Source organism: Polynucleobacter sp. UB-Siik-W21 (assembly GCF_018687415.1).
Classification (GTDB): domain Bacteria; phylum Pseudomonadota; class Gammaproteobacteria; order Burkholderiales; family Burkholderiaceae; genus Polynucleobacter.
The window spans coordinates 453,720-480,652 of the sequence record NZ_CP061289.1 but is presented as its reverse complement, the minus strand read 5'-3'; the positions used below and the strand labels follow the sequence as shown (position 1 = coordinate 480,652).

29 protein-coding genes are annotated in these 26,933 nt (G+C 45.0%); 7 read left to right on the top strand and 22 right to left on the bottom strand.

Features of this window, described 5'->3' with window-relative positions:
- Window positions 1-35: 35 nt before the first annotated feature.
- The 6 genes from C2756_RS02560 to C2756_RS02535 are packed head-to-tail and all read right to left on the bottom strand — an operon-like array spanning window position 36 to window position 4,696.
- On the bottom strand, window positions 36-1,757 hold the full coding sequence (locus C2756_RS02560; RefSeq protein WP_215319792.1) for an L-aspartate oxidase: 1,722 nt from the start codon (window positions 1,755-1,757) through the stop codon (window positions 36-38).
- Window positions 1,754-2,365: a fumarate hydratase C-terminal domain-containing protein gene (locus C2756_RS02555; protein ID WP_215296485.1), complete on the bottom strand. Its 612-nt coding sequence runs from the start codon at window positions 2,363-2,365 to the stop codon at window positions 1,754-1,756. The genes C2756_RS02560 and C2756_RS02555 overlap by 4 nt, the downstream gene beginning before the upstream one ends.
- Window positions 2,366-2,375: 10 nt before the next feature.
- Window positions 2,376-3,251, bottom strand: a complete 876-nt coding sequence (locus C2756_RS02550; protein WP_215296484.1) for a fumarate hydratase — start codon at window positions 3,249-3,251, stop codon at window positions 2,376-2,378.
- 10 nt (window positions 3,252-3,261) lie between these two features.
- On the bottom strand, window positions 3,262-3,621 hold the full coding sequence (gene sdhC / locus C2756_RS02545; protein WP_215319791.1) for a succinate dehydrogenase, cytochrome b556 subunit: 360 nt from the start codon (window positions 3,619-3,621) through the stop codon (window positions 3,262-3,264).
- Window positions 3,618-3,968, bottom strand: a complete 351-nt coding sequence (locus C2756_RS02540; protein WP_215319790.1) for a succinate dehydrogenase — start codon at window positions 3,966-3,968, stop codon at window positions 3,618-3,620. The genes sdhC and C2756_RS02540 overlap by 4 nt, the downstream gene beginning before the upstream one ends.
- Window positions 3,965-4,696 (bottom strand): succinate dehydrogenase/fumarate reductase iron-sulfur subunit, encoded by a 732-nt coding sequence (locus C2756_RS02535; protein WP_215319789.1) that lies wholly within the window; start codon window positions 4,694-4,696, stop codon window positions 3,965-3,967. The genes C2756_RS02540 and C2756_RS02535 overlap by 4 nt, the downstream gene beginning before the upstream one ends.
- A gap of 81 nt (window positions 4,697-4,777) precedes the next feature.
- On the opposite strand from C2756_RS02535, the gene C2756_RS02530 reads away from it, so the two are divergent.
- Entirely contained in the window at window positions 4,778-5,653 is an 876-nt protein-coding gene (locus C2756_RS02530; protein WP_215319788.1) for a LysR family transcriptional regulator, read from the top strand.
- Here the strand turns inward: C2756_RS02530 and C2756_RS02525 are convergent.
- From C2756_RS02525 to C2756_RS02490, 8 genes are all read right to left on the bottom strand, one after another.
- On the bottom strand, window positions 5,648-6,796 hold the full coding sequence (locus C2756_RS02525) for an iron-containing alcohol dehydrogenase (protein ID WP_215319787.1): 1,149 nt from the start codon (window positions 6,794-6,796) through the stop codon (window positions 5,648-5,650). The two genes, C2756_RS02530 and C2756_RS02525, sit on opposite strands and share 6 nt — an antisense overlap.
- 20 nt (window positions 6,797-6,816) lie before the next feature.
- Window positions 6,817-7,827 carry a galactitol-1-phosphate 5-dehydrogenase gene (locus C2756_RS02520; protein ID WP_371817091.1) on the bottom strand — a complete coding sequence of 337 codons (1,011 nt, stop codon included), beginning with the start codon at window positions 7,825-7,827 and terminating at the stop codon, window positions 6,817-6,819.
- A 6-nt stretch (window positions 7,828-7,833) separates the two neighbouring features.
- Window positions 7,834-8,595 (bottom strand): SDR family NAD(P)-dependent oxidoreductase, encoded by a 762-nt coding sequence (locus C2756_RS02515; RefSeq protein ID WP_371817090.1) that lies wholly within the window; start codon window positions 8,593-8,595, stop codon window positions 7,834-7,836.
- Window positions 8,596-8,603: 8 nt separating this feature from the next.
- A complete protein-coding gene (gene hisD / locus C2756_RS02510; RefSeq protein ID WP_215319785.1) occupies window positions 8,604-9,917 on the bottom strand; it encodes a histidinol dehydrogenase in 1,314 nt (437 codons plus the stop codon).
- A gap of 81 nt (window positions 9,918-9,998) precedes the next feature.
- Window positions 9,999-11,063, bottom strand: a complete 1,065-nt coding sequence (locus C2756_RS02505; protein WP_251372104.1) for an ABC transporter substrate-binding protein — start codon at window positions 11,061-11,063, stop codon at window positions 9,999-10,001.
- A gap of 31 nt (window positions 11,064-11,094) precedes the next feature.
- A complete protein-coding gene (locus C2756_RS02500; protein WP_215319784.1) occupies window positions 11,095-11,892 on the bottom strand; it encodes an ABC transporter ATP-binding protein in 798 nt (265 codons plus the stop codon).
- Window positions 11,893-11,895: 3 nt separating this feature from the next.
- Window positions 11,896-12,681, bottom strand: a complete 786-nt coding sequence (locus C2756_RS02495) for an ABC transporter permease (protein WP_215319783.1) — start codon at window positions 12,679-12,681, stop codon at window positions 11,896-11,898.
- Entirely contained in the window at window positions 12,681-13,394 is a 714-nt protein-coding gene (locus C2756_RS02490) for an ABC transporter permease (protein WP_215319782.1), read from the bottom strand. The genes C2756_RS02495 and C2756_RS02490 overlap by 1 nt, the downstream gene beginning before the upstream one ends.
- Before the next feature lie 161 nt (window positions 13,395-13,555).
- Between C2756_RS02490 and C2756_RS02485 the strand changes: the two genes are divergently transcribed.
- A complete protein-coding gene (locus C2756_RS02485) occupies window positions 13,556-14,584 on the top strand; it encodes a LacI family DNA-binding transcriptional regulator (RefSeq protein WP_215319781.1) in 1,029 nt (342 codons plus the stop codon).
- A 155-nt stretch (window positions 14,585-14,739) separates the two neighbouring features.
- Here the strand turns inward: C2756_RS02485 and fdx are convergent, their stop codons facing one another.
- From fdx to uvrB, 8 genes are all read right to left on the bottom strand, one after another.
- Window positions 14,740-15,078 (bottom strand): ISC system 2Fe-2S type ferredoxin, encoded by a 339-nt coding sequence (gene fdx, locus C2756_RS02480; RefSeq protein WP_215319780.1) that lies wholly within the window; start codon window positions 15,076-15,078, stop codon window positions 14,740-14,742.
- Window positions 15,079-15,099: 21 nt separating this feature from the next.
- Window positions 15,100-16,965 carry a Fe-S protein assembly chaperone HscA gene (hscA, locus tag C2756_RS02475; protein ID WP_215319779.1) on the bottom strand — a complete coding sequence of 622 codons (1,866 nt, stop codon included), beginning with the start codon at window positions 16,963-16,965 and terminating at the stop codon, window positions 15,100-15,102.
- Window positions 16,966-16,993: 28 nt separating this feature from the next.
- Window positions 16,994-17,521, bottom strand: a complete 528-nt coding sequence (gene hscB / locus C2756_RS02470; protein WP_251372103.1) for a Fe-S protein assembly co-chaperone HscB — start codon at window positions 17,519-17,521, stop codon at window positions 16,994-16,996.
- The gene (gene iscA / locus C2756_RS02465) at window positions 17,499-17,822 is read right to left on the bottom strand and encodes an iron-sulfur cluster assembly protein IscA (RefSeq protein ID WP_215296476.1); all 324 of its coding nucleotides are present in this window, start codon (window positions 17,820-17,822) and stop codon (window positions 17,499-17,501) included. Before iscA ends, hscB begins: the two co-directional genes overlap by 23 nt.
- 18 nt (window positions 17,823-17,840) lie before the next feature.
- A complete protein-coding gene (gene iscU, locus C2756_RS02460) occupies window positions 17,841-18,227 on the bottom strand; it encodes a Fe-S cluster assembly scaffold IscU (protein WP_215319777.1) in 387 nt (128 codons plus the stop codon).
- 38 nt (window positions 18,228-18,265) lie between these two features.
- The gene (locus C2756_RS02455) at window positions 18,266-19,525 is read right to left on the bottom strand and encodes an IscS subfamily cysteine desulfurase (RefSeq protein WP_371817089.1); all 1,260 of its coding nucleotides are present in this window, start codon (window positions 19,523-19,525) and stop codon (window positions 18,266-18,268) included.
- 49 nt (window positions 19,526-19,574) lie between these two features.
- Entirely contained in the window at window positions 19,575-20,144 is a 570-nt protein-coding gene (locus C2756_RS02450; RefSeq protein WP_215319776.1) for a Fe-S cluster assembly transcription factor, read from the bottom strand.
- A 136-nt stretch (window positions 20,145-20,280) separates the two neighbouring features.
- Entirely contained in the window at window positions 20,281-22,362 is a 2,082-nt protein-coding gene (gene uvrB / locus C2756_RS02445) for an excinuclease ABC subunit UvrB (RefSeq protein ID WP_215320773.1), read from the bottom strand.
- A gap of 213 nt (window positions 22,363-22,575) precedes the next feature.
- On the opposite strand from uvrB, the gene C2756_RS02440 reads away from it, so the two are divergent.
- From C2756_RS02440 to C2756_RS02420, 5 genes are read left to right on the top strand one after another with little or no spacing between them, the layout of a single operon-like run.
- Window positions 22,576-23,784 (top strand): amino acid aminotransferase, encoded by a 1,209-nt coding sequence (locus C2756_RS02440; RefSeq protein ID WP_215319775.1) that lies wholly within the window; start codon window positions 22,576-22,578, stop codon window positions 23,782-23,784.
- 31 nt (window positions 23,785-23,815) lie between these two features.
- A complete protein-coding gene (locus C2756_RS02435) occupies window positions 23,816-25,108 on the top strand; it encodes a polyhydroxyalkanoate depolymerase (RefSeq protein ID WP_215296472.1) in 1,293 nt (430 codons plus the stop codon).
- Between the two features lie 49 nt (window positions 25,109-25,157).
- Window positions 25,158-25,847 (top strand): electron transport complex subunit RsxB, encoded by a 690-nt coding sequence (gene rsxB, locus C2756_RS02430; protein ID WP_215296471.1) that lies wholly within the window; start codon window positions 25,158-25,160, stop codon window positions 25,845-25,847.
- Window positions 25,847-26,503, top strand: coding sequence for an endonuclease III (nth, locus tag C2756_RS02425; RefSeq protein ID WP_215297295.1), 657 nt, complete (start codon window positions 25,847-25,849; stop codon window positions 26,501-26,503). Before rsxB ends, nth begins: the two co-directional genes overlap by 1 nt.
- A complete protein-coding gene (locus C2756_RS02420; RefSeq protein ID WP_215320771.1) occupies window positions 26,496-26,921 on the top strand; it encodes a DUF1841 family protein in 426 nt (141 codons plus the stop codon). The genes nth and C2756_RS02420 overlap by 8 nt, the downstream gene beginning before the upstream one ends.
- The last annotated feature ends 12 nt before the right edge of the window (window positions 26,922-26,933 follow it).

Sequence of the window (26,933 nt, the reverse complement as noted above, 5' to 3'; positions counted from 1 at the left end):
TCCAAAATGGATAGGATCTACTAAATCAAAAATGATTAAGCCTCAACCAAGATGGTTTTCCCAGGCTGAATCATCGTAAATTGCACTGGACGATTTTCAATCTTCAACTCTTGGTTCTTAAAGAAGGTGGCCGTGTAATACGAGTCTTCAAGCGATCCTGGCTCAGGAAAATCCTCACGATAGTGAGCGCCCCGTGAATTTTCTCTAGCAATCGCTGCTTCAGTTACTGACTGGCTTACTAGAATGAGGTTTTGTAAATTCATCCAGTCTTGCCAAGTATTGCTATATTCCCGCTGAATATCGCCGACACCCATTTGCTTCAATTGTGAAGCCAACTCTTTTAAGGTTTGACTTGCACGCATTAAACTTTCTCGAGTTCTTGAGATGCCTACGTCATCCCACATACACTCTGCTAGAGCATCTCGAATGAGCTCAATATCGCCAGGTGTCTTTTTCAAGGGTGCTTCATGCTCCTTGATACTCGCCATCACTTCATCCATATTGCATTCACTTAATTGCTGAGAAGCAACCCATTGCGCCATTGATTCTCCTGCGATACCCCCGAACACAGTTGAATTAGCTACCCCATTGCCGCCTAAGCGATTGGCGCCATGTACACCACCCGTATCTTCACCTGCCGCAAAAAGTCCAGGAAGATCTGTACTGCAATCTTTCTTAAAAACTAAACCACCCATCATGTAGTGCGCGGTTGGCACAACCTCAACTAAATCATTTGCAAGGTCAAAACCGCTATCAGCACAACGCTCAACCATACCTTTAAATAGTTTGCGGACATTCTCTGGGCCTAAATGGCTCATCTGAATATAAACCCCGCCATGAGGAGTTGCACGCCCAGCACGAATTTCTGAATTGATCGATCGAGAAACAATATCTCGCGTAGCTCTTTCATTACGAGCATCATAGTTACCCATAAAGCGCTCGTTATTACCATTGAGCAGATAACCACCAGCCCCTCGGAGACCCTCTTCTAGAACAGTTCCGGTCATCCGGGTTCCAGGGCCAGCCAATAATCCAGTTGGATGAAATTGCACCATCTCCATATCTCGTAAAGTGAGACCCGCACGCAATGCCATCGCTAAACCATCACAACTCTTATCCCCAGATGGAGTATGGTATTTGTACATAGTTGGACCACCACCAGTAGCTAGCAAGACAGCCTTGGCGCGCACCAGTACAAATTGACCCGTCTGCATGTTGAGCATCAAGACACCTGCAAGGGATTTACCGTCCTTGCTGTGAATTAACTCAATTGCGCGATGCTCTTCAAGACGATTAATTCCTCTTGCCCAGACCTGCTCAGCTAAGCGATTGATAATCTCAATACCAGTTAAGTCACCCTTATGAACGGTTCGGTCAAAGGTTTGGCCTGCGAATGCTTTTTGATGAACCGTACCATCAGGATTGCGATCAAAAAAGCAGCCCAGCTCATTTTCTAATTCATGGATGCGTTCAACTGCTTTACTCACTAATGTCCAAGCTAGATCTTGATCAGAGAGCCATTTACCACCCTCAATCGTATCCATGAAGTGGCGCTCAACCGAGTCCCCCTCAGCCAATGCCACGTTATAACCACCTTGCACCATCCGCGTACAACCAGATTTGCCCAACAATCCTTTTACTGCGATCGTGATATTTAAATTGGGATTAGCTTGATGAGCATGTAAGGCAGCAAAGAGGCCGGCACCGCCGGATCCTAAAATCAGAATATCGGTATCAATGGTTGGAATTGCGCTCATGAAGTGATTCCAAGACTTTTCAGTACCGCTGCTTTTTTACTGGCAACATCGCTCTTCACTTCTTGATAAATACTGCCACCATGACTATCCATTGCAACGAGTAATGGACCAAAATCTTTAATCTTGAAGCGCCATAAAGACTCTGGATTGAGATCATCCATATCCACATCTTCAATCTGCTCGATCCAGGTTGTTTCAAGTGCTGCAGTGCCACCAATAATGGCAAGATATACGCCACCTAGATCGCTAAAGGCCTGAGCAGATCCTTCGCGCATACCTCCTTTACCTACAATCATGCGCACACCATTTTGCGTCATCAAAGGTCGTGTGAAGCGCTCCATACGATCTGAAGTGGTTGTGCCAATACAAATAGGCTCATATCCTGCAGGGAACTCTGCACTCACTGGTACTTTACGAACATTCGGCGCTGTATGAATGACAGCATGTCCATTTAAATCAAAACGCGTCTTACGATCATGATCAAACATATGAATTTGGGTTGCATCGCGAATGCCAAACAATGTATTTTGCAAAGTCACAGTATCGTTAATGCGAAGCTTGCGGATATCTGCTTCGCTAACAGGCGTTGCAAGGTTGTAATGTGCCATCAGTCTTTTCCTAGAATCCGTAGGTCACGCCAGTAGGCGTAAAGGTCGCACGTGCTCTACGAGCTGAGTGACATTGCATATTGACTGCTACGGGATTCAAAGTAATGTGGGTATGAGCCAACTCGACCTGGACCGCAAAAGCGGTGCCATCGCCACCGAGCCCCTGTGGGCCAATCCCAAGTTGATTCACAGCAGCACTGAGCTCTTTTTCTAACTTGGCACCCTCTTCGTCACTACAAACACTACCCAACTCACGAGTTGCTGCCCGCTTTGCCATAGCTACGCATTGATCAGATGTGCCGCCAACACCAACACCCACAATCGTTGGTGGGCAAGTCTTACCGCCAGCAGAGACAACACTATCAATCACAAACGCTTTAACACCATTGATACCATCTGCAGGTATTGCCATCTTTAAAAAAGAATTATTCTCTGAACCGCTTCCCTTAGGTACCATTTCAATTTCAACTGACTCTGCTTGATCAAAAAAATCAATATGAATAGCTGGCATATCAATGCCACAAGAGGTGTGATTATTTTTTCTGGTAATAGGATGTACTACTGAAGATCGCAGAGGGTACTCTTTGGTGGCACGTTCACACCCCTTCCGAATGGCCGCCTTTAAAGCCATGCCATCAAATTGCACATTACTACCAATCTTGACGTTATAGATCGGCAGGCCTGTGTCCTGGCAAAGCAGATTGTCTTCGCGCTCTGCTACCGAGATATTGGTAATCATGGTCTTTAACACCACCTGAGCACGGGCATCCGTCTCCGCCTTATCCAATCGATCAATACCAGCCTTAATGTCATCGGGCAACACTTTGAGTGCTCGAATATAAAGCTCTTTGCAAGCCTCTTCTACTAAATTCATTTGTAATTGCATATCAACCTAATCAATTAGCAAAATATAAAAATAAGAGTCCGCAAGCGATAGCGAACAAGATGGATAGCTGAATCCAGCCCTTACGCAATCCATTCCACGGTCCAAACTCAATCATTAACAGGCGTACCCCACCAGCCAAATGAATAGCTAGCAAAATAACGAGGGCCCACTCTCCAAATTTAAATATCCAGATATCCGTCAGGGCAAGAGATTGCTCAAAGCCTTGAGCACCCCGCAAAGATTGGGACAGCATCAGAAAGTGCAGCGGAATAAAGCATGCCAATAACAAGCCAGAGAAACGATGGCAAGCATAGGCGAAATAAGATAGGTGACTTTTAGCGCGGTAATCCAATCTTGGTCTAGAACTCATATCTGACCCCCTGTGTAAACACCCACAACAGCAGTAGTACCAAGAATCAAAATCATTAGAGCCAAAATCCAAGATAAAGACCGAGCTATTCCAGTCTTTGGAAAAGTCTCTTGCAAAATATTCGCTAAACCAATTGGCGCATGCACAAAACAGGCAAGGACAAATACTTCATAAAAAATGGCAAACAATATATTGCCCTGAGTGCGGCCTAATATCTCTTGCGCACTCAAACCACCCCTGATGGCGTAAAAAATGATCAGTAAATGTATCGCAACACAAATACCAAGCACCATGGCGCTGATTCTCTGCGCATACCAAAGCTTGGCTTGCAATACACCGGCACTCATAGCTTGCCCCACTTACTACCGCAAACGGCAGCTCTAGCGACTAACTTTTTGAGTCCAGCAATGCTTGCGGTTGGCTCTATCGCCTTAGGACAACGCTCCGTACAAGATCCTTGCGAGTGACATGCGTGGCAACCTGCATCCCCTGCGACAGCACGCATACGCTCTAGCTGCTGAACATCTCTTACGTCGTTTGTTAAGGTCCATGCACGGTTTAGTGCGGCAGGCCCGAGGTAGTTAGGTCTAGACTCAACCACCTCACAAGAGGCATAACAAACACCACAGCCGATACATTCGATCCCGGCATTGGCTAACTGGCGCTCTTCAGAATTTGGCTCAATTTTTGCAAAGTCATCATGGCGGGTTTGATTGCCCTTAAAAAAACCAACCGCACCCTTCCACTTGTTAAAAAACTCGCGCATGTCTGTGGCGAGATCTTTAATAACCGGTAAGTTATTTAAGGGAGCAATTTCTAGTGAATCACCCTGAAGAATCTGAGATACGTGGGTGCGGCAAGTCCAGCGAGCTATACCATTCACAGTCATAGCACACGAACCACACATGCCAACTCGGCAAGCAAAGCGATAGCTCAAAGTGGGATCTAGTTTTCTCTGGATATAGGTAACCACGTCCAAAACAGTTTGATTGGGGTTACGAGGCACCAAGTACTCAACAAACTCCCCTTCGTGGGAGCCGCGCCATACCTTTACTTTGAGATCAGTATTTGACATGCTCCCATTATATTGATGAATAGTAAAAAATAAATCGAATTAATTTTTCTTTGAGATAAAGAAATTATTTATAATAAAATTATGTCCAGTATTAAAACCCTGAAAAACTTCTTAGCAATCACTCGCCATAAGAGTGTTGCAGCCGCCGCCCGAGAAATCGGCTTGACCGCAGCCGCAGCAGGCCAACAGCTACAGCAACTGGAAAAAGAAATTGGCCTCGAGCTCTTCGATCGCACCAAACGTTCTCTTAGCTTAAATGCGCATGGAAGATCGCTAATCGAGCCGATTCAAGAAATTGTGGCTCGCTATGAGGCTCTTGGCTCGAACCTCAAATCCGATCTCAGCGGTACTATTGTTTTGGGGGCGCTGGTATCCACTCTCATGGGTGCATTTGGAAAAACTTTAAATGAATTAAAGCAAAGTTTTCCCAGCCTTGAGGTGAAATTAATTGCTGGTCTATCGAGCGACTTTCTAGATCAAGTGTTAGATGGCACTCTTGATGCCGCAATTGTGACTGAGTCGCCATACGCATTACCGCAGAACGTTCAGTGGACTGAGTTATATAAAGAGCACATGATCTTGATCAGCCCAGCATCTTCATCAAAACGAAAATCAAACGCCTCGCATGCAAATTCCAAGCTACCCTTCATTCGCTTTGAGCGTAATACTTGGACGGGACACCTAGTTGATCAAACGATTAAGGCTAATAAACTTTCTATACAAGAAGGTATGGAGCTCAACTCTGTTGAGGCTATCATTGAATTAGTACGCCAAGGACTTGGCTACTCGATCGTCCCAAAGCTGGCGAATATCTCCTGGGGGAATGATCGACAGCTCAACATTCAGGATCTACCAGGCAAGACAATCTATCGTAAGGTTGGACTACTAGAGCGCAAGAAGCATGGGAGACAAAATATCACGCTTGCTATCAAGCAGCACTTCTTATCCAGTCTATAGAGCTTCACGATAAAGTGCTGCAGCATCTTTCAATGTAATTTCTCGTGGACTATTCATCAGCAAGCGGGTTTGCAGCATTGCATCTTGAGCAAGCTGATCAAGATCATTACCTGTAATACCAACTTCAATCAATTTCTGTGGCAAACCAAGTTCGCCAGCAAGTCCCCCAAGATAATCCGCTAGCTGTGTAGCCTGCTCAATACTTGAACCCTTGAGGCCAGGCTTAATAATTTGACCAAGCTCTGCATACATAGAATGAGCAGTCTCGATATTAAATCGGATGACAGGCGCTAACATTAATGAATTAGATAACCCATGAGGCACATGAAATCTTGCTCCGATTGGATAGGCTAGAGCATGAACACCTGCAACGGGTGCATTAGTAAAAGCCATGCCAGCTAAACAAGCGCCAAGTAACATATTTTCACGGGCAACAATATCATTCCCATCATGAACTGCTTTATGAAGATTGCCGGCCAATAATCTCAATGCTTCTTTAGCAACGCAATCTGACATTGGGTTCTTCAATCGTTTGGTAGTAAATGCCTCAATAGCATGCACCATCGCATCAATTCCAGTTGCAGCAGTTACATGCGATGGAAGTCCCAATGTTAATTGCGCATCAAGTATTGCTAAATCAGGCAATAAATGAGGTGAAAGAACGCCTTTTTTCTCACTCTCACTCACGGTCACAACGGAACTCTGGGTCACCTCAGAGCCAGTCCCCGCTGTAGTTGGCACTAGGATCAAAGGTAATCTTGGCCCTTTGGCCATACCAATGCCATAGATATCTGCAAGCTTTTCTGTTCCTGGCGTCAGCAGTGCAACCAGCTTGGCAACATCCATTGAGCTGCCCCCACCAAATCCAACAATGTAGTCAGCGCCATATTCTTGCGCAACCTTTACTGCATCATGAATAACTGAAATGGGAGGGTCAGCCTCGACATCCGAAAAAATTTGAACTGATAACTTAAACTCTTGAAATTGAGGCATTACTCTATCAAGTAAACCGGCTGATAAAACGCCAGGATCCGTAATGATGAGCACTGATTTACCACCCCGCTCATCAATTTTTTTTGCAAGATTAGCTGAACCGCCCCTTTCTACAAAAATCGCGGGAGTGGAATGAAAGACAAATTGCATACCCTATAACCTAAGTTTATTTAAAATGGTTTCAGCAGGACTTTTGCGGCAGCTGTTTTTCCTGCATGCAAATCACTAAATGCTTGCGGACCCTCATCAAGAGATTTCTTTTCTACCCAAGTCAAATTACCAAACGCATTGCGTGCGAGTAAATTCACTGTGGCTTGAAGATCTACTGTCGAATAGGTATATGTTCCTAGCAATGTAATTTCAGCAAGGGTGAGCTTCCTCATATCAATTTCGCTAGCCCAATCCTGCAAGCCAACATGCATCATGACACCGCCTGGCTTAACTGCACTTAATGCTGAATTACGAGTCACTGCAGCCCCAACACAATCCATCACAAACTCAAAAGAATTCTCAGGAATCTTTTCATCAATTGGGTTGACTGTCTTGCAGCCTACATGTTTTTCTATCGCCTTTCTTCGCAAGGGATTCACTTCGGCAACCGTCAAATCGTTAACACCGTAATGCTTCAGAAGCAGCGCAGATAACATTCCTATTGCGCCTCCACCCAATATCAAAACATGGCACTCTTGAATCGGTCTTTGAAGAGCACGCATTGATAAGTTAATGGCATGGACAGCTGTGGCTGCAGGCTCGGTTAAGGCTGCTGCATCTAAACTTAAGTTGTCTGGAATAGGAATCAGCGAACTAGCTGGAATACTCATAAACTCTGCAAAAGCGCCCGGCCTTGTCATACCAACCATCGTGCGATTAGCACACAAATTATTTCGGCCTTGCAAGCAGAACTCACAATGCCCACAAGTAATTAAGGGATTGCCTGTTACCCGCTGACCCTTAGTAAAGAGTGGGGAACTGGTATCTGCAATCGTTCCAGCAAACTCGTGGCCAAGGACCAACCCCGGCTTTCTTCTGGGGTCATGACCATGAAATGCATGCATATCGCTGCCGCAAATACCAACCGACTCAATCTTCAGCACAGCCTCATTAGTATCGAGCGTAGGATAAGGGCGATCCAAAATCTGCATCTCATTTGGCTGTGTATAGACCAAAGCTTTCATAATCATGATTCCTTAAATTGCTGTGTAGCCACCATCTAACATGATGGTTTGTCCAGTAACATAAGCAGATGCATCGCTAGCCAAAAAAATTGCTAAGCCATGAATATCACCTAACTCTCCATTACGACCAATGGCAGTTTTTTCCGCATGCATCTTCACTAATTCGGGATTATTAAATACGGGTGCAGTGAGTGCTGTTGGGAAGAACCCAGGACCAATCGCATTACAGGTAATCCCAAACCTTGACCACTCTTGTGCGATCGCTCTGGTTAACTGCAAAACGCCCCCTTTAGCAGCGCCGTAAGGTGCACTGTTTGCAAATGCACGGTAGCTCTGTAAAGAAGCAATATTGATCACCCTCCCCCAGTTTCGGTATTTCATCTGGGGAGCAAGTGCTTGTGTCATAAAAAATGGGGCCGCCAACTGAACATTTAATTGTTCTTGCCAACTCTGAGGAGAAACATCGCCATATGGCTCTCGTAAATTCATACCCGCGGCGTTAACCAATATATCTACCTTGCCAGATTTATCTAAGACCCGACTTGAAAGATCTTTAGCTGCTTCTAGATCACTTAAATTGGCTGTAAAGAAAGAGGTTTTGACGCCATGTGAACTCATTCGATCTGCGGCTTCTTTCAAAGGACTCTCTCTACGGGCGGCAATCACGACTTCTGCTCCCGCCAAACCCAAGGCAAGCGCAATACTTTCACCTAGGCCGCTACTACCACCAGTAATCAGCGCAGTTTTGCCCTGCAGATTAAAAAGTTGATTCACCAATGAACTCATACTTCAACAGGGCTTCCAAGATCGAATGTTTCATTAGGAAAGTATTTTTCTAAACGGTCATCGGCAGTTCGGGCATGGGCCTCCATACCCTCAAGACGACTAATTCTGGCAGTAACTAATGCCATCTCCTTGCTGCCATCACGTGTCATTTTTTGCCATGTAAGAGTTTTCATAAACTTATGGACTGATAATCCACCCGAATATCTAGCAGCCCCTTTTGTTGGCAATACATGGTTTGGTCCACTAGTCTTATCACCAAAGGCAACTGTGGTTTCCTCGCCTAAAAATAAGGAACCATAGCATGTGAGATTACTTAACCACCAATCCAAATCTTTCGCATGCACCTCAAGATGCTCACTTGCATACCGATCAGAAACCTTTGCAACTTCTTCTCGAGTAGTGCAAACAATAACTTCACCATAGTCACGCCAGGCACAAGCAGCGGCATCTTTTGCGGTTGGCGGCAATAAATCAATCATCTGAGGCACTAGTTTCATAACTTCATTAGCCAGCTTCTCTGAAGTGGTAAATAACCAAGCCGGGGACTCATGCCCATGCTCGGCTTGACCAACAAGGTCACTAGCGACTATTTTAGGATCAGCAGTTTCATCTGCAATGACAGCAATCTCCGATGGACCAGCAAAAACATCTATCCCAACCTTACCAAACAATGAACGCTTTGCTTCTGCAACAAACTTATTTCCAGGCCCAACCACGACATCTGCCGGTTTTCCAGTAAAGAGGCCGTAAGCCATGGATGCAATCGCTTGTACACCCCCAAGAGTCATGATGACATCTGCACCAGCCGCTTTAAAAGCATAAAGAACATATGGATGAATACCCCCGCCACGAAATGGACTAGAGCAAGCAATAATATTTTTAACGCCAGCTGCTTTTGCAGTAGCTACAGTCATATAGGCGGAAGCAATGTGCGCATACCTGCCTGATGGCGCATAGCATCCAACGACATTCACTGGTAACACTTTTTGTCCTGCAGTGACGCCTGGATGTAATGTTGTAGAAAAATCGCTAATACTTTTTTTCTGAGCTAGCGCAAAATCAAATACCTGCTTGACAGCAAAATCAATGTCTCTCTTTACCGAGCTAGGAACATCCGCTAATATTTGATTGATTGCCGATTCTGACAGCACAATATCTCCGGCCCATTTATCAAGGTTTAAAGCGTATTCTTTAACAGCTGATTCACCATTACGCTCAATATTGGCCAGCATTTCTGTAACAACTTGCTGAGCTGTTGACGTCTCAGTCTCTGGCGTTTTAGCCGCTTTTTTTAAATAATTCAGTGACATATTACTAACCCTATCTTTGTAAGCTCTTACAGCTCTTGTCTAAAAAATGAGGTTGCCCCCATTTTTTAAACTGCATCGTGACTACTTAGTATTATTTGAAAACTCACGGAGCTTTTTGTCTGTATTTACCATTTTGACGAACTCATCTGTAATGTATTCATTTGCTGGTGGAATAGTTTGAATTGCTCCAGTGGATTGCATAAAGGTAGCAATCGCATTAAACCATCCGTCAACTTGAGATGGGCCTTTAGAGTTATCCATTATTTTTAACTCTGAAGCTAGATCAAATGTTGGTCGAGTATCAAATTCTTTTTTCATGGAAGCTTCTGAAATAGTCACACCACCCTGTTCATAAAACTTCTTCATCATTGCAATGGCTTGTGGCTTGTTTGCATTCATCCACTTCCACGCGCGCATATATATTGCTAAGAATTTGGCAACATTCTGAGGATTTTCTTTTGCATAATCACCACGCACGATTAAGGCGCCGGGAACAAAAGCTCCGCCATCTTTACCAGTACAAATGACCTTTGCTCCCGCTTTCTCTTCTAGAGTGTAAATATTTGGTGCCCATAAGCCTCCAAAGTCTGCATTTCCAGAAGACATTGCTGAAATAATCTCACCTTGTCCCATATTTTTAATGACGACATCAGATTTTGTTAAGCCATACTTTTTAAGGCAAGACTGAACCGCATAGTCACCAGTAGAGTTACCAGTTAGCACAATGGTTTGTCCTTTTAAGGACTGAGGATTAGCTGCAAATGCTTCGGCTGCCTTAGGAGTTGCTAACAAAGCATTCCCAGCAGACTCATCATTACTAAGTCCAATCGTTTTTATTCCAAAGCGAACATAACCTAAGACTGCCGGCACGGAACCTGTGCCACCAACATCCCATGACTTTGAGGCAGATGCTGCAATCTGGGGAACACCTGCAGGGAATGTACTGAATTCTGGTTTAAGACCCAACTCACCCCACCAATTTTTTTCAGTTGCCACAAAGAAAGGTAGAGCCCAATATAGGGCAGGCTGATAACTCACTTTAATCTCAGTTAAAGCAGGCTTTGCTTGTGCATTCACATTACTAATGCTTGTAGCTACAAGCATAGTGGCTCCTAAAATACCAACTAATGACTTTTTCAATTTCATGCTTATCTCCTTCATCTATTTCAAAAGTAAATCAATGATCAACACCCAGGTTTTGCTCCCTGAGTAACTTCCAAATCTGACTACGTAACTGCACAAATGAACTTAAATCCATAACATCTTCTATACGAGAGTATTGATCCCAACCCTCTTTTTCTCTTATAGGCTTAATTTCGATAACATCTCTAATCAAGCCAGGCCGCCTTGACATAACCACTACACGATCGGCAAGGTATACCGCCTCCTCAACTGCATGAGTTATGAATAAAACTGTCTTTGGATTTTTGCGGGCTAATCTCACAAGCTCTTCCTGCATCACCACCCGCGTTTGCGCATCTAAGGCACCAAACGGCTCATCCATTAACAATACCTCTGGCTCTAATACGTAAGCACGGGCAATCGCCACACGCTGCTGCATACCGCCCGAAAGCTGATGCGGATAGGCTTGTTCATATCCCTCTAAGCCCATCAAAGTAATTAAACGAGCAGTCTTTTCTTTCTTTTCTAACGCGCTCATGCTCATTGACTTCAAGCCAAACTCGATATTTTTTTGCACCGTTTTCCAAGGAAATAATGCAAATTGTTGAAAAACAACTGCACGATCAGGCCCAGGACCTTTGACTTCTCTACCGCCAACCAATACTCGCCCCTTGCTGGGCATCTCCAAACCTGCCACCATACGCATGCAGGTTGTTTTACCGCAGCCAGATGGTCCAACAATAGCAACAAACTCCTGATCCCTTACGCACAAGTCAATCCCACCAACGGCCAGAAATTCTTTTCCGCCCTGCTTAAAACTACGCTCTACCGATTCAAAAGCAATATCTGCCATAAATCAAATTTCTTTATAGTGAACGGCTAACTTTTCAGCTTGCCTTAAAAGTATGTCGATGAATAAACCAATTAATCCAATTGCGATCATTCCGCTCATGACAATATCCGTTTGAATACTGGCTTGCCCCTTCACCATCATGTATCCAACCCCGCTTGATGCCACAATTAATTCAGCTCCCACTAATGACTGCCATCCCAACCCAGCAGAAATTCTGAGGCCGGCAATAATTGAAGGAATTGCAGCAGGAAATAAAACTTCAGTCATCAAGCAAAACTTACCAGCACCCAACATCTTAGCTGCTTCAAGATATTTTTTATCTACGTGAATAGCACCACGGTAGGTATTAATTAATACAGGTGGGAAAGCACCCATAAAGATCACCAAAACTGGTCCACCAATTCCGGTGCCAAACCAAAGCGCTGCAAATGGAACCCAAGCAATAGGCGCGACAAAACGAATACTCTCAAAGAATGGGGTAATCAGTTGATTGGCGAATTTTGATAACGCCATTAGCAAACCCAAAGGAATGCCAATTACTACCGCCAAAATAAAACCATATAAAAAACGTTGAAAGCTTGAGGTAATATGCGCGAGCAAGGTATAACCGGAAAATGGTTCGTTTAGTAATTGAATAAATTTCAAAAGTACTTGATGGGGCGCGGGAAGAAACTGCTTAGGAACAAAACCAAGCGCCACCGATAAGTACCAAAACCCTAGGAAACTAGCAAGACCCAAACCGGTCCACAATATAAATTCACTCTGGCTCAAGCGATCTTGCTTAATCATCATGCTCTCCAAGGCATCGCATAGCGCTCAGCCTTTGCTAATAACTGCGTCATCAACCACCCAGAAATCGCCACACTGATCATGCCGACCAAAATCATTGCAGGATTAATATCTTGAGCAGCTTGATTCAAGATTGAACCCAACCCTAAAGTCGCACCTACCAACTCAGCAGCAACCAATGTAGTCCAAGAGGCCTGAAGCGAGAGCCTTAGCCCCGTAAAAATCAGAGGTAGAGCGCCAGGTATCAAGACTTCCCTGTAATAATTAAGGCGGCTAACCCCCAGCATAGCGGCCGCCTCTTTTTGAGGAATCTCAATGGAGCGTACCCCTGTAAAAGTATTAATTACAGCTGGCACAAAGGCTGCCACATAAATGACCATGACCTTGGCAGAATTACCCAGACCCAACCAAACAATTGCTAATGGGATCCATGCCAATGGCGGAATAGGTCTTAAGGTCAGAAATATAGGATTAACAAAGGCTTCGATTTTTTTATTGGCGCCCATCAAAATACCAAGCAAGATGCCAAGGGATGAAGAAACTAAAAATCCTGTGGTAACCAAGATCACACTTTGCAGAATATGTTGGTACAGCTTGCCATTGCCATAGCCTTGCATCGCAATGATCTTGAATGAATTCCATGTTTCCGTTGGCGATGGAAATCTCGCGCCCGAAATTAAACCCATCCACTCAGTTACGCCAAACCAAGCCATAAGAAGAATCGCAAAAAACAATAGAAGGGATAAAAGCTTGCTAAAAATTTCTAATTCCTTATAGAATGACAGAAAATGTAAGCGCTTTCATTCTACTCACAAATAACAGCCAAAATGATGGCTAGAAACCAAAATTGACTAGGATTTTCCCTAAGACCAGGATGAAAAAAACTACCGGATCAATCACGATTGACCATGTTGCATCTGCAGCAAAAGTCTCTACTGCAACTGTTTCAAGGGCGCTAAATAGGCCAGACACAGTAAGTATCGAATTAAAAAACAAAATTAATAGTGTGATAAAAAAATTAGGGTACATACCCAATGCTGGAGCTCGCTCCCTAATGCTAAAGCGCTCGGGAACCATTGGTGCCATCGTTCCCACTCTTGATAATGCAATCTTTTCACAAGGACTTGCAGAATTTCAACGGCAGTTGAATCAATCTGGGCACCAGCTTTTAGTAGCGAGCAGTAACTATGACCCAGCAATTGAAGCCAATCAAATTACCAACTTACTCACTAGAGGGGTTGAAGGTATTGCACTCTTTGGGGTTAGCCAACAACGAGAAGCATTAAGGCTATTAAAGACCCGGAACATTCCCTACATACATGTGGGCTCGCTTTCTGCACCCCTTAATGGATATACCTCAGGCTTTGATAATCGGGAGGCAATCAAACTTGGTGTGCAACATCTACTCTCCCTAGGTCATCAGCATTTTGGAATACTGGCAGGGATTACAACCCATAATGATCGAGCCAAAGATCGAGTGGATGGGGTTCTTGAGTTATTGGCAGAGAAAAAAATTCATATCAAAGATGATGTCATCATCGAATGTCCCTATGGTCTTCATGAGGCACGTCTTGGATTTAAAAAATTACTTCTCAATAATCCCAAAATTACGGCAATCATTTGTGGCCAAGACGTCTTAGCGCTGGGTGCACTTCTTGAAGCTCAAAAACAAGGGCTTCGCATTCCACAAGATTTATCTATCATTGGATTTGATGATCTAGAAATTTCTCGCCATCTTCTTCCAAGTCTAAGCACGATTCATATCGATGCGGTTGGAATGTGGGCGCAGGCAGCCAATCATCTTATCTCTCAAATTAATGGGGTTGATAATCTTCCTAGAAAAATAAAAGCAAGTGTCAATTTGGTTATTCGCGAGTCAAGCTCCTCACCACCAAAACGCTAGACAACTCTATAAGAAAAAAGCCACCCCGAAGGATGGCTTAAAAGAAATCTATGGAGGTACTACAAAAATGAACTACAGGTTCATATTAGTCTTCTCACTTTTAGCCTTTCAACCGTGATGCATGCTTATGAGCTTACTGCACCAATTTAGTGCCGTTAATGGTTCTCTTTGGCGTGGTTGATTGAATATTTAGGTATTTCAATCACCAAGTCTTCTCTGGCAACAATGGCTTGGCAAGATAAACGGGACTGGGAGTTAAGACCCCAAGCGCGATCTAGCATATCTTCCTCATTCTCATCTGGAGGGTTGAGGCTATTCAATCCCTCTTTCACAATCACGTGACAAGTCGTGCAAGCACAGACCATGTCACAGGCATGCTCAATCGGAATGTCATTTTCAAGCAGGGCCTCACAAATCGAGGTGCCAGGGGAAACTTCAACCACTGCGCCATCTGGGCAATACTCACTATGGGGAAGAACAACGATTTGGGTCATGATGATTTCTACTTTTTTAATTTAGATCTCGGCAACATTTTTGCCGGATAAGGCTTTCTGAATACTCGCGTTCATACGCATCTGGGCAAATTCATCAGTCGCTTTGGCCGCATGATCCACTGCTTTGCGCACAATGGCACTATCAGTCTCTTCATTCAAAATCTTTTGTAGCGCCGCCATCTCTTGATCAATCGCCTTTTGCTCTACTGCATTAAGAAGATCTCGATCACTAGCTAGCGCAGTTTGTACGGCATCTAATAAACGCTGCGCATTCACCTGTTCTTCACGCAAAGATCTAGAAAGCAAATCTTCTTGGGCTGAGGCAAATCCATCTTGCAGCATGCGGGTAATTTCTGCATCGGTTAAGCCATAAGAAGGTTTAATATCTATCGACGCTTGAACGCCAGAGCCTTGCTCAGTGGCGCTCACAGACAATAGGCCATCAGCATCCACCTGAAATGTCACCCGAATGCGGGCTGCACCTGCAGCCATGGGTGGAATACCGCGTAACTCAAAACGACCAAGGGAGCGGCAGTCTTGTACTAATTCACGTTCGCCCTGTACGACTTGGATAGCTAAGGCAGTTTGACCATCTTTGAAGGTCGTAAAATCCTGTGCTCTTGCTACTGGAATGGGTGTATTGCGAGGAATAATTTTCTCCACCAGGCCACCCATCGTTTCAATACCGAGAGAGAGCGGTATGACATCTAATAAAAGCCACTCATCATCTTTACTCTGATTGCCTGCTAATAAATCCGCTTGCATCGCTGCACCCAGCGCTACGACTTGGTCAGGATTTAAATTGTTTAATGGCTTTGTGCCAAACAACTCACCAACCGCGCGCTGCACATTGGGCATGCGGGTTGAACCACCTACCATCACTACACCTTTAACATCCTCAGCCTTTAAGCCGGCATCACGCAGCGCTTTTTTACATGATGTCAAAGTCTTAGCCACCAAGTTTTGAGTAATCTCAAAGAGCTGTGCCTGACTAACACCCACATTGACGACCGTTCCGTCTGAGAGAGTCTCATGCACACGCGCCAGAGGGTTATGGCTCAGCGACTCTTTGGCATGCTTACAGGCTTGAAGCAAGGTACGGTGATCATGAATCGATAAAGGGGGTAATTTAGATTGCTCAATCACCCAGCAATACAAACGATGATCAAAGTCATCACCACCCAATGCAGAGTCACCACCGGTAGAGAGTACTTCAAATACACCCCTACTCATGCGCAAAATAGAAATATCAAAAGTACCGCCACCCAAGTCATAGACTGCATAGGTGCCTTCAGAGGCATTGTCTAATCCGTAAGCAATCGCAGCGGCAGTTGGTTCATTAAGTAAACGCAACACTTCAATGCCCGCTAACTTCGCTGCATCTTTCGTAGCTTGACGCTGGGCATCATCAAAATAGGCGGGTACGGTGATCACAGCTCCCACAATGTCATCGTTTACGGAGTCTTCAGCCAATTGACGTAAACGCGCGAGGATTTCTGCAGAGACTTCAATAGGGCTTTTATCACCAGCAACGGTTCTGAGCTTGAGCATGCCTGGCTGATCCACAAAATCATAGGGAGTGCTTTCAATATGCTCTACATCATGTAAGCCACGACCCATGAAACGCTTTACCGAAACAATCGTGTTCTTTGGATCGATCACCACACTCTCAAGCGCCTCAAATCCTGCTTGGGTACGGCCATTTGGCAGATAACGAACTACCGAAGGAAGCAACTCGCGCCCTTGTTCATCCGGAAGTACTTTAGGCAAGGCATCTTTCACAATAGCGACTAAAGAATTCGTAGTGCCTAAATCAATGCCGACAGCAATGCGGCGCTGATGAGGCGCAAGCGATTTACCAGGTTCAGAGATTTGTAATAAGGCCATAAGAAATAGAGAGTCGTTTACGTATGGTCTAGATCAAAGCTGCAATAGTGTCATCAAGCTCAAGCGCAAACTTATCAATGAATAACAAGCCACGTAAAAGTTCTGCGGCACGCTGATAATTTTTTGCGCCATCGATGGCTTGAGTGATTTCAGCAAGAATATCTGCCTTGGATTGCTCTACTTCAGCCATCAAGGCTTCAAGAGCGGGCAAATCTTCCGCTTGTTCATCTAGAAGCTCGCGCCATTCCATTTGCTTCATCAAGAAAGCGGCTGGCATCGCAGTATTAGTTTCTAGTTTGGCATCAACACCATGAAGCTGGCACAAATACAAGCCACGTTGAATAGGGTGTTTTAGTGTCTGAAGGGCGGTATTAGCAAATGTAGCCATTTGCATTGCCAGTCGCTGCTCGGTCTCACTCCCGCGAGCATGACGATCAGGATGAACTTCCTTCTGGATTGCTAAATACGCCTGATCTAGAGCAGGCAAATCGATCTTGAACTGCTGATGTAAACCAAAGAAGTGGAAGTAATCGTCAGACGCGGAAGGATTCGCCACAACCACACTCATCTTTTACGTTTGGATTTTGAAACTTAAATCCCTCGTTCAAACCCTCACGTACGAAATCCAATTCAGTACCATCCAAATAAGCCAAGCTCTTTGGATCAACAAATACTTTCACGCCATTGGATTCAAACACCTGATCTTCAGTGGCAGGCTCATCGACATATTCCAGCTGATAAGCTAAGCCGGAGCAACCCGTAGTGCGAACGCCCAAACGTAGGCCGCAACCTTTGCCGCGCTTCTCAAGATTGCGGTTAACGTGCTTTGCAGCTTTTTCAGTCAGGGTGATTGCCATATCTTTTTCTAATTCCGTTTATTTAGCTGGATGCTTTTCTTTGTAGTCAGTAACTGCAGCCTTAATAGCATCTTCAGCCAAGATAGAGCAGTGAATTTTCACCGGTGGTAATGCCAACTCTTCAGCAATTAATGAGTTCTTAATCTCTAAAGCTTGATCCAAGGTCTTGCCCTTAACCCACTCGGTTACTAATGAAGATGAAGCAATCGCAGAGCCGCAGCCATAAGTCTTGAACTTGGCATCTTCGATCACGCCTTGATCGTTCACGCGAATCTGCAGCTTCATCACGTCGCCGCAAGCAGGCGCGCCAACCATACCAGTACCTACGCTATCGTCGCCCTTCTCAAAGGAGCCAACGTTACGGGGGTTTTCATAATGGTCGATGACCTTTTCACTATATGCCATGGTATTTCCTCTTTAATTTCTTTATCTAGATATTGCTTTTAGTGTGCAGCCCATTGAATCGTGCTCAAGTCGATTCCGTCTTTATACATTTCCCATAATGGGGAGAGCTCACGCAACTTCGCAATCTTTTCTTTCACTAACTTAATGGTGAAATCTACTTCTTCTTGAGTTGTAAAACGGCCTAAGGTAAAACGAATCGAGCTATGCGCCAACTCATCGTTACGACCCAATGCACGCAATACATACGAGGGCTCTAAGGATGCAGAAGTACACGCAGAGCCAGATGAGATAGCCAAATCTTTAAGCGCCATCAACATCGACTCACCTTCAACATAGTTAAAGCTAATGTTGAGGTTATGAGGAACACGATCGTCCATATCACCGTTGACATAGACTTCTTCAATATCTTTCAAGCCAGCTAATAAGCGATCACGCAACCCACGAATACGCTTATTTTCTTCGGACATCTCAATACGAGCAATGCGGAACGCCTCACCCATACCGACGATTTGATGAACGGCTAATGTGCCAGAACGCATACCGCGCTCATGACCACCGCCATGAATCTGAGCTTCAATACGAATACGGGGCTTGCGACGCACAAACAAAGCGCCGATACCCTTAGGTCCATAAGTCTTATGAGCAGAAAAACTCATCAAATCAACTTTGATTTTCTCTAAATCAATTGCCACTTTGCCAGTCGCTTGCGCAGCATCCACATGAAAAATCACACCGCGTGCACGGCACAAATCGCCAAGGCGAGGAATGTCTTGCACTACACCGATTTCATTATTGACATACATCACTGATGTCAAAATCGTACCCGGCTTCATGGCAGTCTCTAACTGCGCAAAATCAATCAAGCCGTTGGGCAAAACATCTAAGTAGGTCACTTCAAAACCTTCGCGCTCGAGTTCGCGACAGGTGTCTAGAGTTGCCTTGTGCTCGGTCTTCACAGTGATGATGTGATTACCTCGCTCTTTATAAAAATGGGCAGCACCCTTGAGAGCTAAGTTAATACTTTCAGTAGCGCCGCTAGTAAAAACGATCTCTCTTGGATCAGCATGAACTAATTGAGCTACTTCTGAACGCGCCCACTCCACTGCTTCTTCTGCAGCCCAGCCATAGGCATGACTGCGGGAAGCCGCATTACCGAATTGCTCACGCAAATACGGCAACATCTTGTCAACCACACGAGGATCAATCGGTGTTGTGGCTGAATAGTCCATGTACACCGGAAAGTGCTTAGGACTAAACATCGGAACCGGTTGCAAAGGAAGGTCTTGTGGTGCGTTCATATGGTATTTCTTGGTATGTAGGACTGCTGATTAAATTCGCTTAATTCGCTTAGCTTTGCCGCGCTAAATTAAAAACAGAATTCACTAATGGCGCTTTGGGAACAACTTCTTTTTTCGCTGCAAGTGCTGGAGCTGGTTTTTCAGACTTGACACTTTCAACTTTCATTTTCTTTTGGCGCATGTCTTGAATCACAATGCCGCGCCCTTCTTGCTGCTGAACTAAATCTTTTAAGCTCACTGAGCTTAAGTACTCCACCATTTTGGAATTGAGATTGCTCCATAGATCATGAGTCATACAACGACCATGGCCTTCTTCTTCGGTATGACAGTTGCCTTTGCCACCACATTGAGTGGCATCCAATGGCTCATCAACTGCCACAATGATGTCAGCAACACTGACTTCATGGGATGGGCGCGCTAAGGTGTATCCACCTCCAGGGCCGCGTGTGCTTTCCACGATATTGAAACGGCGCAATTTACCAAACAACTGCTCGAGGTAAGAAAGGGAAATCTTTTGTCTTTGGCTAATTCCGGCCAAAGTTACAGGACCATGCGTTTCACGCAGGGCTAAATCAATCATTGCGGTTACTGCAAAACGACCTTTAGTTGTAAGTCTCATATGTCACCTTGGTAATGGATTGTTATGGACAGCTCATGGGCAGGCGGGTAATACCCGACCATTCCACTCAACTTTACCATATGACCCAGCAAACTGCTCGGGAATTATCCCAAAAATCCCCATTGCAAGCCTGGAATTAGCTTATTGAGTCTCTAGACCTAGCCCCAAAAGCCATTTCTTTGACCTTGGTGAGTCGATCTCGAGTGCTGGCGGCCTTTTCAAACTCGAGATTCTTGGCTTCAGCGTTCATCTGCTTCTCTAAACGCTTGATTTCATTAGATAAATCTTTCTCGCTCATATCCTCATAGCGAGCCCGCTCTTGCTCCACCTGCATCTCCTGGCGTTTCTCTTTGACATCATAGACCCCGTCAATGATGTCCTTAATGCGTTTCTGAACCCCTTTGGGCTCGATTCCATGAAGCTTATTAAAGGCAATTTGCTTGGTGCGACGTCTTTCTGTCTCGCCCATGGCCCGTTTCATTGAATCGGTGATCCGATCGGCATACAAAATAGCTTTGCCTCGCACATTGCGGGCGGCACGACCAATCGTCTGAATTAAGGAGCGCTCAGAACGCAAGAAACCTTCTTTATCAGCATCCAGAATTGCTACTAAGGAAACCTCTGGAATGTCCAAACCTTCGCGCAATAAATTAATGCCCACTAAAACATCGAATACACCTAAACGTAGATCGCGCAAAATTTCGACGCGTTCAACAGTGTCAATATCAGAATGAACATAGCGCACCTTCACACCATTATCTGAAAGATAGTCAGTGAGCTGCTCTGCCATACGTTTGGTAAGCACGGTGACTAAAACACGTTCACCCACTTTCACGCGCTCATGAATCTGACTGAGCAAATCATCGACTTGAGTACTAGCTGGCAATACCTCAATTTCAGGATCAACTAAACCTGTTGGTCTTGCCACTTGTTCAACTACTTGACCTTGATGTTCTTTTTCATAATCAGCCGGCGTTGCAGAAACGAAAATGGTTTGACGCATTTTGGTTTCAAACTCGGTAAATTTGAGTGGCCGGTTATCCATTGCAGAAGGCAAACGGAAGCCAAACTCTACCAAAGTATGTTTACGAGATTTATCCCCGTTATACATAGCATTCAACTGACCAATCAAGACATGACTCTCGTCTAAAAACATCAGTGCGTCATTGGGCAGATAGTCCACCAGCGTAGGCGGGGCCTCGCCAGGAGCCGCTCCTGAGAGGTGGCGAGAGTAGTTCTCAATACCCTTGCAGAAGCCCAATTCATTGAGCATCTCCAAATCAAAACGAGTGCGCTGTTCTAGACGCTGCGCCTCTACCAACTTACCATCTTTTACAAACTCATCGAGACGAGTTCGCAACTCTGTCTTAATGGTTTCAATTGCTTTGAGAACGGTTTCGCGAGGTGTCACATAATGCGAACTTGGGTAGACGGTAAAGCGAGGAATCTTTTGGCGAATTTTTCCAGTCAGTGGATCAAAGAATTGCAAACTCTCGACTACGTCATCAAACAACTCTACGCGGACTGCTAATTCATTATGTTCGGCTGGGAAAATATCAATCGTGTCACCGCGCACACGAAACACACCGCGTTTGAAATCAGTTTCATTACGGTCATACTGCATGGCAATCAGTCGCATCAAAATATCACGCTGACTCATCTTGTCACCAGGGCGCAGTGTCATCACCATGCTGTGATAGTCACCAGGGTTACCGATACCGTAAATAGCAGATACCGTTGCGACGATGATGACATCGCGTCTCTCTAGCAAACTCTTGGTTGCTGACAAACGCATCTGTTCGATGTGTTCGTTGATAGAAGAGTCTTTCTCAATAAAGAGGTCGCGCTGAGGCACATAAGCCTCAGGCTGGTAGTAGTCGTAGTAACTGACGAAGTACTCAACCGCATTTTTAGGAAAAAACTCCCTAAATTCACTGTAAAGCTGGGCAGCCAGCGTCTTATTGGGGGCAAAAATGATGGCTGGACGCCCTGTTCTAGCGATGACATTGGCCATCGTAAAAGTCTTTCCTGAGCCCGTTACCCCCAAAAGCGTCTGAAAGGTTAAGCCATCCTCTATCCCCTCCACTAAGCCATCAATCGCTGCTGGCTGGTCGCCAGCAGGCGCAAAAGGCTGATAAAGCTGGTAAGGGGAGTCTGGGAAGGTGACAAACTTCGCAGGATCAAGGTCGTGGCCTACCTCACCCAAGGGATCAGCCATAGGGGTTTTGGGCGCTTCTTTTACTTCGGGTTTTGATCCAATTTTGGACGACTTAGGGGGCATCTCGGCTATCATTTCATCTGTGAGATATCTTCACAGCGAATTTTGTACAAACAATGATTTTGCCGTTTTTATTTAGAAATAGTTGGTTCTGACTTTAAAAACAGACAATTAATAGCAAAACTATCCTTAAACCACCATACCCGACCCCAAATGACCCTGTTTGCCTCAGTTCAATTAGCCCCTAAAGATCCTATTTTTGGCCTCACAGAAGCCTACGTTGCGGATCAACGTCCCGACAAAGTGAACCTCGGTGTTGGTGTGTACTACACAGATGAAGGCAAAGTGCCTCTCTTAAAAGCAGTGATCAAGGCGGAAGAGGCGATTGTGGCAAAACATTCACCACGAAGCTATATTCCAATCGAGGGTCCAAACCCCTATAACAGCGCAGTACAAAATTTATTGTTTGGCGCGGACTCTGCTCTGATTAAAGACGGTCGCGTAGTCACTGCTGAATGTTTAGGGGGCACTGGTGCATTACGTGTTGGCGCTGACTTTATTAAGCGTCTCAATTTAAACGCACCTTGCGCAATCAGCAATCCAACCTGGGAAAACCATCGCGGTATTTTTGAATCCGCTGGCTTTGAAGTGCTGGAGTACACCTACTTTGATGGCACAACCCGTGGTGTTGATTTTGACGGCATGGTCAAATCCTTAGAATCATTCCCAAAACACACGACTGTGCTCTTACATGCATGCTGTCATAACCCAACTGGAGCAGATATTACTGAGGCGCAATGGCGTCAAGTGATCGAGATTTGCAAGCATAAAGGTTTGATTCCATTCTTGGATATGGCTTACCAAGGCTTTGCATCTGGGATTGAACAAGACGGTATTGCGGTTCGCCTTTTCGCTGAATCTGGCATGTCCTTCTTTGTGTCCAGTTCTTTCTCTAAATCATTCTCACTTTACGGCGAGCGTGTCGGCGCCCTGTCGATCGTGACCCAAAGCAAAGATGAATCTACTCGTGTGCTTTCACAATTAAAGCGCGTGATTCGTACTAACTATTCCAATCCACCAACACACGGTGCTGCAATCGCAGCAGCGGTTCTGAACTCTCCTGAGTTACGCAAGCTCTGGGAAGATGAATTAGCAGAAATGCGTGATCGCATTAAAGCCATGCGTCATGGTTTGGTTGAAAAATTGGCTGCTGCTGGTGTGAAGCAAGATTTTGCTTTTATTGAAAAGCAGCGTGGTATGTTTTCTTACTCAGGCTTAACTGCTGAGCAAGTTGATCGCTTACAGAAAGAAGATGGCATTTATGCCCTCTCTACTGGACGCATTTGTGTGGCGGCACTCAATACAAAAAATATTGATAAAGTAGCCAAAGCAATCGCCCGCGTATTAGCTCAAAAAGCATAATAAGCGGCTATATAGAATTACAGGGGGTACCATGCTTTATCAGTTACACGAGTTCCAAAAAGCCTTACTTCAACCCATGAGTTCATGGGCACGCGCTGCTTCTGAGGCTTTGATTAATGCCTCCAATCCAGCTTCAAAGGTTCCAGGATCAGAGCGTTTAGCTGCCAGCTACGAACTTCTCTATCGCCTCGGCAAAGACTACAAGAAACCAGAATTTGATATTCGTTCAGTCATAGCGCATGGTCATGAAGTAGCCGTTCATGAAATCACCAAGATTTCTAAGCCATTCTGTAATTTGATTCGCTTTAAGCGCTTCTCTGATGATGTCGATACCATCATCAAACTAAAAGAAGATCCTTCAGTACTGGTGGTGGCTCCAATGTCTGGACATCACGCCACACTATTGCGTGACACTGTACGAACTCTCTTGCAAGACCATAAGGTTTACATTACCGACTGGATTGATGCTCGCAATGTCCCAGTGAGTGAAGGTGAATTTAGTCTCGATGACTATGTTCATTACATTCAAGAATTTATTCGCTCTATTGGCGCCGAAGATTTACATGTGATCTCAGTATGTCAACCCACCGTGCCAACCTTAGGTGCTATTTCATTGATGGCATCTGCTGGTGAAGTAACTCCTGCTTCGATGATCATGATGGGTGGCCCTATTGATGCTCGTAAATCACCTACTGCCGTAAATAACTTAGCAGAACAAAAATCTTTTGACTGGTTTGAAAGTCATGTGATTTACAAAGTACCGCCAACCTATCCGGGTGCTGGTCGCCGCGTTTACCCAGGCTTCTTACAGCACACTGGCTTTATGGCCATGAACCCACAAAATCACCTCCAATCGCACTGGGACTACTTCCAGAATCTGGTGAAGGGTGATGAGCAGGATGCTGCATCCCATATTCGCTTTTATGACGAATACAACGCGGTATTGGATTTAGATGCGAAGTTCTACTTAGACACAATCAAAACTGTATTCCAAGACTACGCATTGCCAAACGGTACTTGGAAGGTTGCGGGAGAACTGGTTAAGCCGCAGGATATTCAGAAAACGGCGCTGCTCACAGTTGAGGGTGAGTTAGATGATATTTCTGGAAGTGGGCAGACTCGTTCTGCGCATGGTTTGTGTGCTGGCATCCCGAAAGAACATAAAGATCACTATGAAGTCGCTGGTGCTGGTCACTACGGTATTTTTGCCGGTCGTCGTTGGCGCAATAAGGTTTATCCAAAAATCAAAAACTTTATTCGTGAGCACCAAGTGGTGAATAAAAAAACTAAGGCAAGACCCCCTGCACTAGAGGGTTCTGACTAAGTCAACATCAGTGGGGGTCTACACCCTCACTTTTTAAACTTTCTAGGCAATGAAAACAAAACCGGCGAACGAGCTCACGGATCGCCTAGAGGATCTCCTTCCTCAAACCCAATGTACAAAATGTGGCTATCCAGATTGCAGAGGGTATGCAGAAGCTTTAGCTAGCGGAGAAGCGCTACCCAATCGCTGCCCACCAGGTGGTGTTGAAGGCATTAAAAGACTCAGCCAAGTTCTGACACCTATTTACCCTCAAGATGCTTTTGATCTTAATGACACAATTGATCCAGAGTGCGGCAAAGAACGTCCTAGACCGGTTGCATTGATTGATCCGCAAAAATGTATTGGTTGCACACTCTGTATTCAGGCCTGTCCAGTTGATGCCATTGTGGGCGCATCTAAGCAAATGCACGTGGTGCTCACTGAGTGGTGTACTGGTTGTGATCTCTGCATTCCACCGTGCCCCGTTGATTGCATCAGTATGGTTGATATCACTGAGACAACAGGTTGGAATGCTTGGACTCCAGAATTAGCTGAGCTCTCACGCAAGCGCTATCACGACCGTGAACATAGACTTGATCGTGAGCAAATAGAGAATGATGAACGTTTAGCCAAAAAAGCGGCAGCTAAATTAGTAGCGGTTAATGCAGAACAGCCTATCACCGCGGAAGAGGAAAAAGAGCAAGAGCGCAAACGCGCCATCATTGCGGCAGCGATTGCCAGGGCACAGCATCAGAAATGATGAATCCTGATAAGCGGCGTGCTTTCTTTGAACAGCTCAAAGCCAACAACCCCAGACCTACTACCGAATTAGAGTACAGCTCTCCTTTTGAACTGTTGATTGCAGTGCTCTTATCAGCTCAAGCAACCGACGTATCGGTAAATAAGGGAACCAAGCAGTTGTTTAAAGTTGCCAATACGCCCCAAGCCCTTTTAGATCTTGGTGAAGAAGGCGTTCGTCCTTACATACAACACATTGGCCTATTCAATGCCAAAGGTAGACATATTCAAGAGACTTGCCAACTGTTGATTGAAAACCATGGTGGTCAAGTCCCACAAACTCGGGAAGATCTTGAGGCACTTCCAGGGGTTGGCAGAAAAACAGCGAATGTCATTCTGAATACTGCTTTTGGTCAACCAACCATTGCGGTTGATACCCATATCTTTCGCGTATCCAATCGCACCGGTCTTGCGCCTGGTAAAGATGTCGTCAAAGTCGAAGAGCAATTACTCAAAAGAGTGCCCAAGGAGTATCTACTAGACGCACATCATTGGCTTATTCTGCATGGCAGATACACATGTAAAGCACGCAATCCTGAGTGTGCACAATGCATCGTTGAGCCACTCTGTGGCTTTAAACAAAAAACTGGCAAAGGAAAAGTTCGTGGCGATATTTAATCCAACTCGCGAAGAAGTGCGCCGCTTTTTCTGTGATACCTGGAAAAAGAAAACTGAGAATCGCATCCTGGATCCAATGGAGACACTTGCAAGTAACTGGATGGAGCAACATCCTGAATACCACGCATTATTAACCGATCCTGAAGCTGCCTTAGAGCAAGATTACACACCAGAGCGGGGTGAAACCAATCCCTTCTTGCATCTATCCATGCATTTATCTATTAGCGAACAGATCTCCATTAATCAACCACCTGGCATTAAAGAGATCGCTGAAAAACTCAGTAAGAAATTAGGCTCTGAACACGAAGCTCAACACTTGATGATGGAATGCTTGGGTCAAGTTATGTGGGAAGCACAGCGAGAAGGTAAAGCACTGAGCCCCGAGAACTATCTCGAGGCCCTGAACAAGCTAATTTAGGTATTGACCTTT